General features: G+C 66.2%; 12 protein-coding genes. 5 read left to right on the plus strand and 7 right to left on the minus strand.

Going from position 1 to position 15,562, the window contains the following annotated elements; genetic code table 11:
- Positions 1-7 precede the first annotated feature (7 nt).
- The 7 genes from ACVISU_RS08520 to ACVISU_RS08550 all read right to left on the minus strand — a co-directional run bounded on the left by ACVISU_RS08520 (position 8) and on the right by ACVISU_RS08550 (position 7,735).
- On the minus strand, positions 8-712 hold the full coding sequence (locus ACVISU_RS08520; RefSeq protein ID WP_456706631.1) for an ABC transporter ATP-binding protein: 705 nt from the start codon (positions 710-712) through the stop codon (positions 8-10).
- Positions 709-1,500 (minus strand): ABC transporter ATP-binding protein, encoded by a 792-nt coding sequence (locus ACVISU_RS08525; protein WP_050405898.1) that lies wholly within the window; start codon positions 1,498-1,500, stop codon positions 709-711. Before ACVISU_RS08525 ends, ACVISU_RS08520 begins: the two co-directional genes overlap by 4 nt.
- Positions 1,497-3,386 (minus strand): ABC transporter permease, encoded by a 1,890-nt coding sequence (locus ACVISU_RS08530; RefSeq protein WP_456706632.1) that lies wholly within the window; start codon positions 3,384-3,386, stop codon positions 1,497-1,499. The genes ACVISU_RS08525 and ACVISU_RS08530 overlap by 4 nt, the downstream gene beginning before the upstream one ends.
- A gap of 150 nt (positions 3,387-3,536) precedes the next feature.
- The gene (locus ACVISU_RS08535) at positions 3,537-4,751 is read right to left on the minus strand and encodes an ABC transporter substrate-binding protein (protein WP_456706633.1); all 1,215 of its coding nucleotides are present in this window, start codon (positions 4,749-4,751) and stop codon (positions 3,537-3,539) included.
- Positions 4,752-4,780: 29 nt separating this feature from the next.
- Positions 4,781-5,365: an amino acid synthesis family protein gene (locus ACVISU_RS08540; protein ID WP_029078203.1), complete on the minus strand. Its 585-nt coding sequence runs from the start codon at positions 5,363-5,365 to the stop codon at positions 4,781-4,783.
- A 16-nt stretch (positions 5,366-5,381) separates the two neighbouring features.
- Positions 5,382-6,290, minus strand: a complete 909-nt coding sequence (locus tag ACVISU_RS08545) for a UPF0280 family protein (protein ID WP_456706634.1) — start codon at positions 6,288-6,290, stop codon at positions 5,382-5,384.
- The gene (locus ACVISU_RS08550) at positions 6,287-7,735 is read right to left on the minus strand and encodes a 6-hydroxynicotinate reductase (protein WP_456706635.1); all 1,449 of its coding nucleotides are present in this window, start codon (positions 7,733-7,735) and stop codon (positions 6,287-6,289) included. Before ACVISU_RS08550 ends, ACVISU_RS08545 begins: the two co-directional genes overlap by 4 nt.
- Positions 7,736-8,013: 278 nt before the next feature.
- Between ACVISU_RS08550 and ACVISU_RS08555 the strand changes: the two genes are divergently transcribed.
- The 5 genes from ACVISU_RS08555 to ACVISU_RS08575 all read left to right on the plus strand — a co-directional run bounded on the left by ACVISU_RS08555 (position 8,014) and on the right by ACVISU_RS08575 (position 15,514).
- Positions 8,014-8,481, plus strand: a complete 468-nt coding sequence (locus ACVISU_RS08555) for a (2Fe-2S)-binding protein (RefSeq protein WP_456706636.1) — start codon at positions 8,014-8,016, stop codon at positions 8,479-8,481.
- Complete coding sequence (locus ACVISU_RS08560) at positions 8,481-12,023, plus strand: molybdopterin cofactor-binding domain-containing protein (protein ID WP_456706637.1); 3,543 nt, start codon at positions 8,481-8,483, stop codon at positions 12,021-12,023. Before ACVISU_RS08555 ends, ACVISU_RS08560 begins: the two co-directional genes overlap by 1 nt.
- A gap of 61 nt (positions 12,024-12,084) precedes the next feature.
- A complete protein-coding gene (pncB, locus tag ACVISU_RS08565) occupies positions 12,085-13,389 on the plus strand; it encodes a nicotinate phosphoribosyltransferase (protein WP_050405890.1) in 1,305 nt (434 codons plus the stop codon).
- 45 nt (positions 13,390-13,434) lie between these two features.
- Complete coding sequence (locus ACVISU_RS08570; RefSeq protein ID WP_456706638.1) at positions 13,435-14,730, plus strand: O-acetylhomoserine aminocarboxypropyltransferase; 1,296 nt, start codon at positions 13,435-13,437, stop codon at positions 14,728-14,730.
- Positions 14,731-14,734: 4 nt separating this feature from the next.
- Positions 14,735-15,514, plus strand: coding sequence for an alpha/beta fold hydrolase (locus tag ACVISU_RS08575; protein ID WP_456706639.1), 780 nt, complete (start codon positions 14,735-14,737; stop codon positions 15,512-15,514).
- The last annotated feature ends 48 nt before the right edge of the window (positions 15,515-15,562 follow it).

A 15,562-nucleotide genomic window follows, 5' to 3' on the forward strand; every position in this document is an offset into this window, starting at 1 on the left:
CTCGCCGTTACAGCGACAGATGTGCGTCGCGGACATCCGGACGCGCATCGAGTTCCGCCATGGTGCCGCCAAAGCAGATCCGGCCGCGCTCGATGATATAGGCGCGATCCGAGATCAGCCGGGCGAAATGCAGGTTCTGCTCCGAGACGACGATGCTGACACCCTCTTTCTTCATCGCCAGGATCGCATCGACCATCTGCTCCACGATCTTCGGCGACAGCCCTTCGGACGGCTCGTCGAGCAGCACCAGCGACGGGTTGCCCATCAGCGTGCGTGCGATCGTCAGCATCTGCTGCTCGCCGCCGCTCATGCGCCCGCCGGGCCTGCCGCGCATCTCGCCAAGATTTGGAAACAGCTTGAACAGCTTGTCGCGATCCCATTGTGGCGCGCCAGGCCGCTTAGGCTGGCGGCCGACTTCGAGATTCTCCTCGACGGTCAAATCCGTGAAGATGCGCCGCTCCTCCGGCACATAGCCGAGCCCGCCACGCACGATCGCATGCGTCGGCAGATCAGAGACGTCCCTCCCCTCGAACATGACGCGGCCCGAGCGGTTCTCGACCAGGCCGACGATGGAGCGAAACGTGGTCGACTTGCCGGCGCCGTTGCGGCCGAGCAGCGCGACCACCTCGCCCTCGCCGACCTCGAGCGCAATGTCGAACAGGATGTGCGCCTGGCCGTAGAAGCTGTTGAGGTCCTTCACCGTGAGCTTCATGCGGATGCTCCCTCGCGGTGCCGCGCATCATAGACCAGGCCCTCACCGAGATAGATCGCGCGCACCTGGGCGTTGCCGCGGACCTCCTCGGGCGAGCCTTCGGCGATCAAGGTGCCGCGGTTCAGGACCAGGATGCGGTCGGCATGCTCGAACACCACGTCCATGTCGTGTTCGGTGAACAGCACGCCGATCGACTGCTCGCGCGCGATCCGCGCCGTTAGGCGCATCAGCTCGACCCGCTCGCGCGGCGCCATGCCCGCGGTCGGCTCGTCCATCAAGAGCAGCTTCGGCTGGTTGGCGAGCGCGATCGCAAGCTCGAGCCGCTTGACGTCGCCATAGGCGAGCTCGCCGCAAGGCCGCTCCGCATAGGCGCCCATGCCGACCAGGTCGAGCAGCCGCCCGGCCTCCTCGCGCGCGTGCCGCGCGGTCGAGGCCCACAGGTTGAACAATTGCCCGCCATGCGACACCAGCGCGACCTGCACGTTCTCGCGCACTGTCATGGTCGGGAATGTCGCCGCGATCTGGAAGGTGCGGCCGACGCCCATCCGCCAGATCACGCGTGGCTTCTTGCCGGTGGTGTCCTCGCCGAGCAGCTTGACGCGACCGGAGTCCGGAATGATCTGGCCGTTGAGCACGTTGAAGCAGGTGCTCTTGCCCGCGCCGTTCGGTCCGATCAAAGCGAGGATCTCGCCGGCGCGCAGCTCGAACGAGACGCCGCGCACGGCATGCACGCCACCATACGATTTGGTCAAGTCCTCGACCGACAGCAATGTGGGGGCCATGCTCATTCGGCAGTCTCGATGCGGGAGGTCAGCACGGGCGATGCCGACGATGAGGACTTGCGCCGGCGATACATGAAGGCTTCCAGCGTGCCGACGATGCCCTTCGGGAACGCGACCACGATCAGCACGACGAAGGCGCCGAGCACGAGTTTCGACCAATCGGTCTGGCTGACCAGCCAGATGTTGAGTGCCTTGTAGACGATCGCGCCGACCACCGCGCCCGACACCGTCTCGACGCCGCCGAGCAGCACCATGACCAGCGCATCGACCGACAGCGAGATGCCCATATTGTCGGGGAACACGCTGCCCTTGAGGTAGGCGAACAGCGCGCCGGCGAGACCGGCAACGATGCCCGCGATCACGAACGCGGTCCACTGGATCCGCTTGCCGTTGATGCCGACGGCTTCACTGCGCAGCGGCGAGTCGCGCGTGGCGCGCAGCGCAAAGCCGAACGGCGAGAACACGATGATGCGGAGGATCACGACCGCGAGCGCGGCGATGCCGAGCGACAGCCAGTAGAAATGCGACGGGCTCGCCGCCCATTTCTCCGGCCAGACCCCGAGAATGCCATTGTCGCCGCCGGTGACCGACACCCACTGGAACGCGATCGACCAGACGATCTGGGCAAACGCCAGGGTCAGCATCGCGAAATAGACACCCGAGAGCTGCACCGCGAAGAAGCCGAACACGGCAGCGCCCAGCAGCCCGAGCAGCGGGCCGAGCAGCAGGCAGGCGATCATCGGCAAGCCCGCCATCTTGGCGAGCAGCGCCACGCCATACGCGCCGAGGCCGAAATAAGCGGCGTGGCCGAACGAGGCGAGCCCGCCGACCGACATCAGGAAGTGCAGGCTGACCGCGAAGATCACGAAGATCGCGATCTCCGAGCCGACCGTGAGCACATAGTTGCCGGCGACGAACGGCAGCGCGGCGGCGACGACGAGTACGGCGATGGCGGCCAGCCGTTCGTTCGCTGTCAGCGGCCGCCACGGATTGACGGTCAGGCCAGGCGTGCGCCGCACCGGCGCTTCCGGCTTGCCGAACAGCCCCCACGGACGGACGATCAGCACCACCGCCATCACCAGGAAGACCAGGATGATGGAGATCTTCGGGAAGATCAGGATGCCGAAGGCATTGAGCTCCGACACCAGTACCGCCGCGACGAAGGCGCCGATGATGCTGCCGAGGCCGCCGATCACGACGACGACGAAGACCTCGACGATGACGCGCAAATCCATCGCGTGATTGACCGCATCGCGCGGAATCTGCAGCGCGCCGCCGAGCGCGGCGAGGAAGACGCCGAGCGCGAACACGCTGGTGAACAGCCATTTCTGATTAACGCCGAGTGCGGCAACCATGTCGCGGTCCTGCGTCGCCGCGCGCACCAGCACACCCCAGCGGGTGCGCTGGAACAACAGCCAGAGCACCCCGAGTACGACCGGCCCGAGCACGATCAGGAACAGATCGTAGCTTGGGATATTCTGGCCGAAGAAATCGATCGCGCCCTTGAAGCCTGGCGCGCGGCGGCCGACCAGATCGTCCGGCCCCCAGATCAGCACCACGAGGTCCTCGACCATCAGCGTGAGGCCGAACGTGGCGAGGAGCTGGAACAGCTCGGGCGAATGATAAATCCGGCGCAGCAGCACCATCTCCACCAGCACGCCGATCGCGGCAACCGCCAGCGCCGCGACGACGATGCCGCCCCAGAAGCCGAACGCGCCCGAGAAGCGCTCGGTCAGCGTGAAGGCGACATAGGCACCGAGCATGTAGAACGCGCCATGCGCGAAATTCACGATCCGCGTCACGCCGAAGATGATCGACAGGCCCGAAGCGACCAGGAACAGCGACGCCGCGCTGGCAAGACCGGTCAGGAACTGGACGACGTAGAAGGCCATGGGCGGTCCGCTTTGACGTGAACTTGCATCGGGGCCTATCCTTCGAGACGGCGCTTCGCGCCTCCTCAGGATGAGGGGCAAGACCCTCATGGTGAGGAGCGCGGCAACGCCGCGCGTCTCGAACCACGAGGCTCCGCTCTATTCGCAGCCTCAATCCTTCGGCCGCAGCTTCTCGATTTCGGCATCGCTGGGCAGATAGTCCGAACCCTTGCGGTAGGCCGTATCGACCATGATGCCCTTGCCATCCTTCAGCGCGGTCTTGCCGGTGAAGGCCCCGAGCGTCGACTGGTGGTCGATCTTGCGGAAGGTGATCTCGCCGAACGGCGAGGACATCGAGATGCCTTCCGCCGCCGCGATCAGCTTCTCCGGATCGCTCGAACCGGCCTTGGCGAGGATTGCGGCCGCCGCCTTGATGGTCTGGTAGCCGACGATCGAGCCGAGCCGCGGATAGTCGTTGTACTTGGCCTGATAGGCCTTCAGGAATGCGTCATGCTCGGGCGTCTTGATCGAGTACCAGGGATAGCCGGTGACGATCCAGCCCTCCGGCGTCTCGTCCTTCAGCGGGTCGAGATATTCCGGCTCGCCGGTCAGAAAGCTGACCACGGTGCGGCCCTTGAACAGGCCGCGGGTGTTGCCTTCGCGCACGAGCTTGACGAGGTCGGCGCCGAAAGTGACGTTGAGGATCGCCTCCGGGTTCGCCGCGGCAGCCGCCTGCACCACCGGGCCGGCGTCGATCTTGCCCTGCGGCGGCCACTGCTCGTCGACCCACTGGATGTCGGGCCGCTTCTCCGACATCAGCTTCTTGAATACCGCGACGGCCGACTGGCCGTATTCATAGTTCGGCGCGATCGTCGCCCAGCGTTTTGCGGGAAGCTTTGCCGCCTCCTCCACCAGCATCGCCGCCTGCATGTAGTTGGACGGACGCAGGCGGAAGGTGTAGCGGTTACCCTTCGACCAGGTGATGGCATCGGTCAAAGGCTCGGCCGCGAGGAAGAACACTTTCTTCTGGTTGGCGAAGTCAGAGACAGCAAGGCCGATATTGGAGAGGAACGTGCCGGTGAGCATCGCGACGTTCTCGCTCGACACCAGCTCGTTGGCCGCGGTTTGCGCATCGGCCGGCTTGCCGCCGTCATCCTTGGAAACGACGATGAGCTTCTTGCCGCCGATGCCGCCGGCCGCATTGATCTCCTCCACTGCAAGTTGCCAGCCCTTGCGGTAGGGCTCGGTAAACGCCGGCAGCAAGGAGTAAGAGTTGATCTCGCCGATCTTAATTTCGCTCTGCGCCATGGCCTGCGTCGTCATGGCGCTCGTTGCCATGGCCGCGACCGCAATCGCCAATCCCGCCCCTACGAAATAACCACGCATCCCGTCCTCCAGTTTTTCTTTCAAAGAGATTATCGCAATCCGTCTTCGCCTTTGACCTCGTCGACCGTCAGCCCGCCGACGCGCGGCAGCGGCCGGCCGCTGTCGGTCACCGCAACCGCGACCATGATCTCGTTGGCGCGCGGCGCGTCGTTGATCTGCACCTCCATGCCATCGAAATGGCTGCGCACGAAGGCTGCATCCTTGTGCCCGAGCGGAATATCCAGCGTGGTGCCGGGACCCGAGCGCTTCTTCGACGACGGGATCAGCGCCGCGCCCTTGGAGAGCACCTTGCGCACCGGCGCCCCCATTTTGGGATGCAAGATCGCTGCCGCATGCTCCAGCTCGCCATTTTCACCGACGGCAGCGGCCTTGCCGTAGCTGTGCGCCTTGGCGCCGTCGATGCCGAGCGCGGCGACGGCCCGCTTGGAAAGCAATTCGCCGAGTTCCTCGCCGATCGCGATCAGCGGCGATAGGTCCTCGACATAACGGCCGGCAAAGGGATTTTCGATCACGGCGATCGCGGCCGCGCGGCGGGTCGGCGGGGCGATGGTCTTGCCCATCTCCAGATGGGTCTCCTCGACCACGGTGACGATCTTGCGAATGACGGCGCTCATTGTGCCTCGCTCCCGGTCATGCCTGCAGCACGATTTCTGACTCTCTTCTTTTAAACGCGTGCGGCGCCGGCGTCCCGTTCCCAGCTGCACCGACAGGGCGCGTTTCGCCCAGTAGACGCAATGCCGCGCCCTCGATCAATCCCGACGTCAGGAGATCGCGCGCCCGCACAGCTCCTGCCTCGAGCGCCTGCTCGATCTCGTGGTCCGACAGCGGCCCGACATCGCGTGTCACCAGCCGTACGCCGAGATCGCTGTCCGGCTGCAACTCGCTCGCGGGAACGCGCAGGATCGCGGGATGACCCATCAGATCCACCGCATTGGCGATCACGGTCGCCGCGGCATCGGCCGCTGACGCCGTCCGCGCCAGCACGGTGACGGCATCGGCAATCCCAAGCGAGAAGCTGCGGCCATGGCGGCCGCTGGTCGCGATACCGCGGACCGGCATGTCGCTATCCACGGTGATGGTGCGCATCACGCCATGGCGGTCGGGCCGATCCATCAGGCCGACGCTGAATTGTTCACCATCGCCGAGATGCAGGGCGATGTCGCCGCCATTGTTGACATAGGCGCGGTCGAGCTTCGCGGCCTGCAGCATCGCACCCAGAATTTCTTCGGCGACCGAGCCCGCAACCGCCGCCATGGGCGTGATGAAACCGTCGGCGGCAAACGGCGCGACTGCCGCATGCATGCGCCGCGCAACCACGCCGCTAAGCGTGCAGCGCTGCGGATCAGCCGCACTGCGCAGCCCGGCGAGTTCCACACAGAGTTCGTCCAGCAAGCCGGTGAAGCGCTCTATGGCGGCCTGATAGGCAGCGCCGACGTCCGCATCCCTGCCGCTTGCCTCGATGACCAGATCAATCGGACCGTCCTGCAAATGCAGCCGCTTGCCGTCAGGAAGAAGCGCGATTTGCGGCAGCCGGGTCATGCGCGCCGCCCGGGCAGATACGGCATCGGCCGGACCTCGGCGCTGTCGCGCAGCGACGACAGCGGCCGGACATAGTCCATATGGCCGCCGAGCGCCGCGTAATCCGACAGCTTCATCGTGAACTCGATCGGCGCCACCAGCGCAGGCGTCGGCACATAGCCGAAGGCGCCGGCCGGCATCTGCGTGACATCGACCATGAAGGTGATGCCGCCGCCCGGCCAGACATAGACCGGCGCGCCGCCGCTGGTCACCCGCGTCAGCGCGTCCTTCACCGAGCGGGTCAGCCGCACCGGATTGTCGGTGACGCCGGCCCGCAGCGATCCGCCCGCACCGCCCATGAACAGTACGGTGCATAGCGCCGGCTCGCAATTCTCCTGGATGCGCTCGACCGAGAATTTGAGGTCTGGCGGCATCTCGGTCTCGATCGGCCTGAAGGCCTCGTCCAGCACGTAGTAGGACGCGTGCTCGCCGGTCGTCGACACCATCAGCATGGTGAGCCCCGGCCGCGCCTCCTTCGCATTAAAGGGACCGAGGATCGACAGCGGATCGGAGATGTTGGTGCCGCCCCATCCGGTGCCGGGATCGGCGACCTGGAAATAGCGGCCGGGCGTCGAGCGGCGGCCCTTCATCTTGATGCCGGTGTCGGCGATATCGAGCAGCTTGCCGGCCTGGTGCTCGCTGAGCACGCCGGTGATGTGGTCGTCGACCACCACGACCTCATCGACCTTGCCATGCCATTGCTTGGCGAACATGCCGATGGTCGCCGAGCCGCAGCCGACCCGCATCCGCTCTTCCGCCACGCCGTTGACGATCGGCGGCTTGCCGGCTTGCACCACGACGGTGGCGCCGCCGTCGATGGTCAACTCCACCGCCTTGCAGTTCGAGAGATCCATCAGCGTGTCGCAGGTGACGCGGCCCTCCTTCTTGGAGCCGCCGGTCAGATGATGCACGCCGCCGAGCGAGAGCATCTGCGAGCCATATTCGCTGGTCGTGACATGCCCGACCGCCTCCCCGTCCGCCCGCACGGTCGCGGTCTCCGGCCCGAGATAGCGGTCGGTGTCGATCTTCACCTTGACGCCGCAATACGAGAAAATGCCCTCGGTCACCACGGTGACCATGTCGACACCATCGACTTCCGACGACACGATGAAGGGCGCCGGCTTGTAGTCGGGATAGGTGGTTCCGGCGCCGATCGCGGTGACGAACAGTTCGGGCTGGCGGACGATCTTGCCGTCCCAATCGCCGCTGACCTGAAACGGCACCAGCTTGCCGCCATGCGAGACCGTGCGCTCCAGCACCACATGCGGATCGACGCGCACCAGGGTGCCGTCGTGATTGGCATAACGATCGCACGCACCGGCCGCGCCCGGCTTGATGTAGCACATCACCGGACAGGCATCGCAGCGGATCTTGTCGCCGGCGGCGACGGTCATTGTGTCAGCCATCGTGACCAAGCCTGGACTTGTGGCGGCGGTCGATCATACTGCGCTTCCGCCTCCCTGCCTATATCGTTCGTATACGAATGATCCTGCGCGCAGGTCTCAAACCTGTCAAGCGGGCTTTGCGATCAAAAGCTGCCGTTCGCTTGCGCACCCTGTTCATAAAGCGTGCACTCGCTGCAGCGCGGCATGCCGCCGCTTGCACGTTTGTATACAAACGTTATCCTCATCGGCGGATTTGACGCTGACATTGCAGCGCAAACATCAAGGGGAGAACCGGGGCAATGCGCCTGACCGTGAACGGCAGGAATCATGATGTCGACGCCGCTCCCGACACCGCATTGCTTTACGTGCTGCGCAACGACCTCGCATTGAACGGACCGAAATACGGTTGCGGGCTCGGCGAGTGCGGCGCTTGCGCGGTGCTGATCGACGGCGTCGCCGCGCGCGCCTGCGTGATTCCGATCGAGGGCTGCGCAGGGCGTAGCATCGTCACGCTCGAAGGGCTCGGCAGCCGCGAGCATCCCGATCCCGTGCAGGATGCCTTCATCCGCGAGCAGGCCGCGCAATGCGGCTATTGTCTGAACGGCATGATCATCGCCACCAAGGCGCTGTTGACCCGCAATCCCAATCCGTCCGAGCACGAGGTGCTGGAAGCGCTGCGCTACAATCTCTGCCGCTGTGGCGCACATATCGAGATCATCCGCGCAGCGATGCGCGCCGCCGGCCACGCGCTCGAGGCGCGCGATTGATGTTGGACGCAAAGGCTCCAGAGCAACGCAAGCGCGGCTCGCTGTCGGTCGTCCGCCCCGCCGTGCTGGGCGCGGAAGGCGCGTTCGAGACCTTCATCACCATCACATCAGACGGTTCGGTCAATGCCTATAACGGCCACGTTGATCTCGGCACCGGCATCCGCACCGCGCTCGGGCAGATCGTTGCCGATGAGCTCGACGTCTCCTTTGCCCGGGTGGTCGTGATCCTCGGCGATACCGCCGCGGTGCCGAACCAGGGCGCGACGATCGCAAGCGAAACCATCCAGATCACCGCCATTCCCTTACGCAAAGCCGCAGCCCAAGCGCGGCATTTTTTACTCGCGCGCGCGGCCGAGCGGCTGGAGCTGCCGGTCGATGAGCTCATGATCGAGGACGGCCTGATTCGCGGTCACGACAACCGCAGCATCAGCTACGGCGAGCTGATCGCGGGCGAGACCATCCGGCTCGAGCTCGCCGACGACGTCGCGGTCAAGGAAGCGAGCGCGTATTCCGTGGTCGGCAAATCGGTGCCGCGCGTCGACCTGCCGGCGAAGGCCACCGGCGAGCCGGTCTATGTGCACGACGTGCGCGTGCCCGGCATGCTGCACGGCCGCGTCGTCCGTCCGCCCTATGCCGGCGTCGACGCCGGCCCGTTCGTCGGCACCAGCCTGATCGCGGTCGATGAAGCCTCGGTGCGTGATATCCCCGGCCTCGTCGCGGTGGTGCGGATCGGCGATTTCGTCGGCGTCGTCGCCGAGCGCGAGGAGAACGCGATCAAGGCCGCTGCGCAGCTCAAGGTGAGCTGGAAACCGGGACCTGATTTGACCGATCTTTCCGACATCGAGCAAGCGCTGCGCGCCAATCCCTCGACGCCGCGCACATTGATCGACAAGGGCGACGTCGATGCCGCGATCAAGGCGGCAGCCAAGCCGATGCAACGGACATACGTCTGGCCCTACCAGATGCACGGCTCGATCGGCCCGTCCTGCGCGGTCGCCGACTACAACGAAGGCGCGATCCGGGTTTGGTCCGGCACGCAGAATCCGCACATCCTGCGCGGCGATCTGGCGCTGTTGATCCAACGGCCGGAGTCCGAGATCGACGTGATCCGGATGGAGGCCGCCGGCTGCTACGGCCGCAACTGCGCCGACGACGTCTCCGCCGATGCGCTATTGCTGTCGCGCGCGGTCGGCCGTCCGGTGCGCGTCCAGCTCACCCGCGAGCAGGAACATGCCTGGGAGCCGAAGGGCACCGCGCAGCTGATGGACGTCAATGGCGGGCTCAACGCCGACGGCAGCGTCGCCGGTTACGACTTCTCCACGCGCTATCCCTCGAACGGTGCGCCGACCCTGGCGCTGCTGCTCACCGGGCGGATCGCGCCTGAAGCGGCAGTGTTCGAGATGGGCGACCGCACCGCGATCCCGCCCTATGATTACGAGAACATGCGCGTCGCCGCCCACGACATGGCGCCGATCGTGCGTGCGTCCTGGCTTCGCGGCGTCTCGGCGCTGCCCAATACGTTCGCGCATGAATCCTATATCGACGAGCTTGCCGCCGAGGCCAAGGTCGATCCGATCGAATACCGGCTGCGCTATCTGAAGGACAAGCGTGCGGTCGATCTCGTCAACGCGGTTGCCGAGCGCGCCGGTTGGACGCCGCGCCCGGTATGGAAAGAGCCCGAGGCCGAGGGCGACATCGTGCGCGGCCGCGGCTTTGCCTATGCGCTCTACGTGCACAGCAAATTTCCGGGCTACGGCGCGGCGTGGTCGGCCTGGATCGCCGACGTCGCCGTCAACAAGGCGACCGGCGAGGTCAGCGTGACGCGCGTCGTTGCCGGCCAGGATTCCGGATTGATGATCAATCCGGACGGCGTGCGGCACCAGGTCGAAGGCAACGTGATCCAGTCGACCAGCCGCGCGTTGATGGAGCAGGTCTCGTTCGAGCGCGGCGCGGTGACGGCGCGGGAATGGGGCGCCTACCCCATCATCAAATTCCCCGAGCTGCCCAAGATCGACGTGCTGATGCTGCCGCGGCAGGACCAGCCGCCGCTCGGTGTCGGCGAGTCCGCCTCGGTGCCGAGCGCGGCTGCGATCGCCAATGCGATCTATGACGCGACCGGCGTCCGCTTCCGCGAGCCACCGTTCACGCCGGAGCGCATCTTGAAGGGACTGCGCGGCGAGCAACCCGCAGCGCCCGCCCCTCTTCCGCCGCCTGCGCCGACGGCCGACCTCAACAGATGGCAGAATCCGTTTGCAAAACGCGGAGGGGTGCTCGCCGGCATTGCCGCGCTCTGCGCAGCGGCAATCGGGATCGGCGCATCGGTGCTGCCGTGGCGCGCGATTGCGCCGATCGCCCGGCCTGATGCCTCGGTCTATTCAACTGCAACGATCGCGCGCGGCAAGGAGCTCGCCGCACTCGGCGCCTGCGCGATCTGCCACACGTCGGAGCACGGCATCACCAACGCCGGCGGCCGGCCGCTCGATACGCCGTTCGGCACAATCTATACGACTAACATCACGCCCGATATCGACACCGGCATCGGCGCCTGGTCCTATCCCGCGTTCGAGCGCGCGATGCGCGAGGGCATTCATCGCGACGGGCGGCATCTCTATCCGGCGTTTCCGTACACGCATTTTGCCAGGACCAGTGATGCCGATTTGCAGGCGCTCTATGCCTACCTGATGGCGCAAAAACCGGTGCGCGCCGAGACGCCGCCGAACGCGCTCGCCTTTCCGTTCAACCTGCGGCCGCTGCTCGCCGGGTGGAATGCGCTGTTCCATCAGCCGCGCACGTTCCAGCCCGATCCATCGAAGTCCGATATCTGGAATCGCGGCGCCTACCTGATCGAGGGGCTCGGCCATTGCGGCGCCTGCCACTCGCCGCGCAATGCGCTCGGCGCCGAACGGCAAAGCGCCTATCTCGCCGGCGGCTTCGCGGAGGCCTGGGAGGCGCCGGCGCTGACATCGCTGTCGAAGGCGCCGATCCCCTGGAGCGAGGACGAGCTTTATACCTATCTGCGCACCGGCGAGTCCCGCCTGCACGGTGTCGCCGCTGGGCCAATGGCACCGGTCGTGCAGGAACTCGCCGCGCTGCCCGACCAGGACATCCGCGCGATGGCGGTCTATCTCGCCTCGTTCAACGAGGCCGCCGATCGGTCGGCCCACGATGCGTTGGCCGCAAAGCTCGAGACACGCACAGCCGTCACCACCGCGGCGTCAGCGGGCGCACGGATCTATCAAGGCGCCTGCGCGGTCTGCCATGAGGTCGGCGGCCCGCCGCTGTTCGGCAGCCGGCCGTCGCTGGCGCTGAACAGCAATCTGCACAGCGACGCCCCCGATAATCTGATCCAGGTGATCCTGCACGGCATCGCCAAGCCCGCGGTGACCGATCTCGGCTACATGCCGGCCTTCAAGGACAGCATGAGCGACGGCCAGGTCGCCGAGCTCGCCGCCTTCCTCCGGCAGCAATTTGCCCCGGGCAAGCCGGCCTGGGCCGATGTCGCCGCCACGGTCGGCCGTATACGGCGGACCATAGCGCGCTGACCTGCCATGTTCCGCCCGATACCCACTGGGCGGGCGGCGCGGGGCAGGCTAAGGTTCCCGCATGACCGTGACAGACATCGCGACCCGGACCTACAACCACGGCTGGCGGCTCGACCCGATCGTGCGCAGCCTGCTGGACACCGATTTCTACAAGCTGTTGATGCAGCAGATGATCCGGGAAAGCTATCCGGACACGCGCACGACCTTTTCGGTGATCAACCGGTCGACCCATATCCGGCTTGCCGAGGTCATCGACGAGGGCGAGCTGCGCGCCCAGCTCGACCACGCCCGCACCATCCGCTTCTCCAAGAAGGAACTGATCTGGCTCGCCGGCAACACGTTCTACGGCAAGACCCAGATGTTCTCGCCCGATTTCATCAACTGGCTCTCGACCTTCCGCCTGCCCGAATACGAGCTGCACAAGGTCGACGGCCAGTACGAGCTGCATTTCCACGGGCCATGGACCCACACCACGATGTGGGAAATCCCGGCGCTCGCGATCCTCAACGAGCTGCGCTCGCGCGCGGCGACCAAGACCTACGGCCGTTTCGCGCTCGACGTGCTCTACGCCCGCGCCAAGGCCAAGCTGTGGGCCAAGGTCGAGCGGCTGCGCAAGCTGGACGGCCTGCGGCTGTCCGATTTCGGCACGCGCCGCCGCCACGGCTTCCTGTGGCAGCGCTGGTGCGTCGAGGCGGTGAAGGAAGGCCTCGGTCCGTCCTTCACCGGAACGTCGAACGTGCTGCTCGCGATGGACAACGACCTCGAGGCGATCGGCACCAACGCGCACGAGCTGCCGATGGTTGCCGCAGCGCTCGCCAACGACGACCAGGAGCTGCGCTGGGCGCCCTATCGCATCCTCGATCAATGGCGCCACGCCTATGGCGGCAACCTGCTGATCGCGCTGCCCGATGCGTTCGGCACCAAGCCGTTCCTGCGCGATGCGCCGGACTGGGTCGCCGACTGGACCGGCTTTCGTCCCGACAGCGCGCCGCCGATCACCGCCGGCGAAGAGATCATCAAGTGGTGGAAGCAGAAGGGCCGCGATCCGAAGGAGAAGCTGCTGGTGTTCTCCGACGCGATGGATGTCGGCTCGATCGAGGAGACGTTCCATCACTTCAAGGGCCGCGTGCGCGTCAGCTTCGGCTGGGGCACCAACCTCACCAACGATTTCGTCGGCTGCGCGCCTGACGGCACCGCCGAGCTCGATCCGATCTCGATCGTCTGCAAGGTTACGTCGGTCGACGGACGCCCCGCCGTCAAGCTCTCCGACAACCCGGAGAAGGCGACCGGCATCCCGTCCGAGGTCGAGCGCTATCTGCGCGTATTCGGCAATGTCGGCCGTGTTCGCACCGCAGTTCACGTCTAAACCAACGCACCGATCACTCCGATCGACTGACCTGACGAGCTTCGCATGCCCGCACCCAAGCCGCCTGCCTTCGAAACCCTGAGCCTGCACGCCGGCCAGCGCCCCGATCCCTTAACCGGCGCGCGCGCGGTGCCGATCTATCAGACCACATCCTACGTGTTCCAGGACGCCGACCACGCCGCGGCGCTGTTCAACCTCGAACGCGCCGGCCACATCTACACGCGCATCTCCAATCCGACGACTGCGGTTCTGGAGGAACGGATCGCCGCGCTCGAATGCGGCGTCGGCGCGATCTGCACCGCGAGCGGCATGGCCGCGATGCATCTCGCCATCGCGACGCTGCTCAATGCCGGCGACCACATCGTCGCCTCCGCCTCGCTCTATGGCGGCACCATCAACCTCTTGGCGCACACGCTGCCGCGCTTCGGCATCACCACGACATTCGTGAAGCCGCGCGCGCTCGATGAGTTTCGCGCCGCGATCAAGCCCAATACGCGGCTCGTGATCGGCGAGACCATCGGCAATCCCGGCCTCGAGGTGCTCGACATCCCGGCGGTGGCACAAATCGCGCACGACGCGAAGATCCCGCTGTTGATCGACAATACCTTCGCGACGCCGTATCTGAGCCAGCCGATCGAGCTCGGCGCCGACATTACGATGAACTCGGCCACCAAATGGATGGGCGGTCACGGCATCGCGATCGGCGGCGTCGTCGTCGACGGCGGCCGGTTCGACTGGCGCGCATCCGGCAAGTTCCCGCAGCTCACCGAGCCCTATGCCGGCTATCACGGCATCGTCTTCGACGAGCAGTTCGGCAAGGCCGCCTTCATCATGCGCGCCCGCACCGAGGGCCTGCGCGACTTCGGCGCCTGCCTGTCGCCGACCAATGCCTTCCAGCTGCTGCAAGGCATCGAGACGCTCAGCGTCCGCATGGACCGCCACATCAGCAACACCCATGCGGTGCTCGACGCGCTGGCCGCGAACAAGGCAGTCGACTGGGTGCTGCATCCGTCGCTGGAGACCCATCCGGACTACGCGCTGGCCAAGAAGCTGCTGCCGCGCGGCGCCGGCTCGATCATCAGCTTCGGCATCAAGGGCGGCCGCGCCGCCGGCAAGAAGTTCATCGAGCAGCTGAAGCTGATCAGCCATCTCGCCAATGTCGGCGACGCCAAGACGCTGGTGATCCATCCCGCCAGTACCACGCACCAGCAGATGGATGCCGAGCAGCTCAAGGCCGCCGGCATCGGCGAGGAGCTGGTGCGGCTCTCGGTCGGCATCGAGACCGCGCAGGATATCATCGACGATCTCGGCCAGGCGCTGCGCGCCTCGCAAAGGACTTGAGCCCATGCAGCTTTCCGTCAACGGGTCAGACACCTTCATCGCGACCGGCGGCAAGCCGTTCGATCCATCGCTGCCGGCCGTGGTGATGATCCACGGCGCCGGCTTCGATTCCTCGACCTGGGCGCTGCACAGCCGCTGGTTCGCCCATCACGGCTATTCCGTGCTGGCGCCGGATCTGCCTGGCCACGGCCGCTCCGTCGGCAAGCCGCTCGCGACCATCGCCGAGATGGCCGACTGGATCGCGGCGCTGATCGCCGCCGCCGGCGCAGCGAAGGCGCGACTGATCGGCCATTCGATGGGCTCGCTGATCGCGATCGAGACCTCGGCGCGGCATCCCGACAGGGTCTCCGGCCTCGCGCTGATCGGCACCGCCGCGACCATGACGGTCGGCCCCGATCTGTTGAAGGCCGCCGAGGCCAACGACGTCGCCGCGATCGACATGGTCTCGATCTGGGGCCTCGGCTTCAAGGCCGAGCTCGGCGGCAGCCTCGCGCCCGGCCTGTGGATGCACCAGGGCGCGCAGCGGGTGCTGCAGGAGGCGAAACCGGGTGTACTCTACAACGACCTCAACGCCTGCAACGCCTATCAGAACGCGCTGACCGCCGCCGCTGCGGTCAAGGTGCCCGCGACCTTCGTGCTCGGCGAGCGCGACATGATGACCCCCGCCAAGGCCGGCAAGGCCCTCGCCGCCGCGACACCGAATGCGCGCATCGTAGTGCTGCCGGGCGCCGGCCACATGATGATGGTCGAGCAGCCCGACGAGCTGCTGGCGGCGTTGCGGTAGCGACGCACTTCCCTTCTCCCCTCGTGTCCGCCGTAGCGTTGGCGAAGG

It is taken from the genome of Bradyrhizobium sp. USDA 4452 (genome assembly GCF_054063575.1).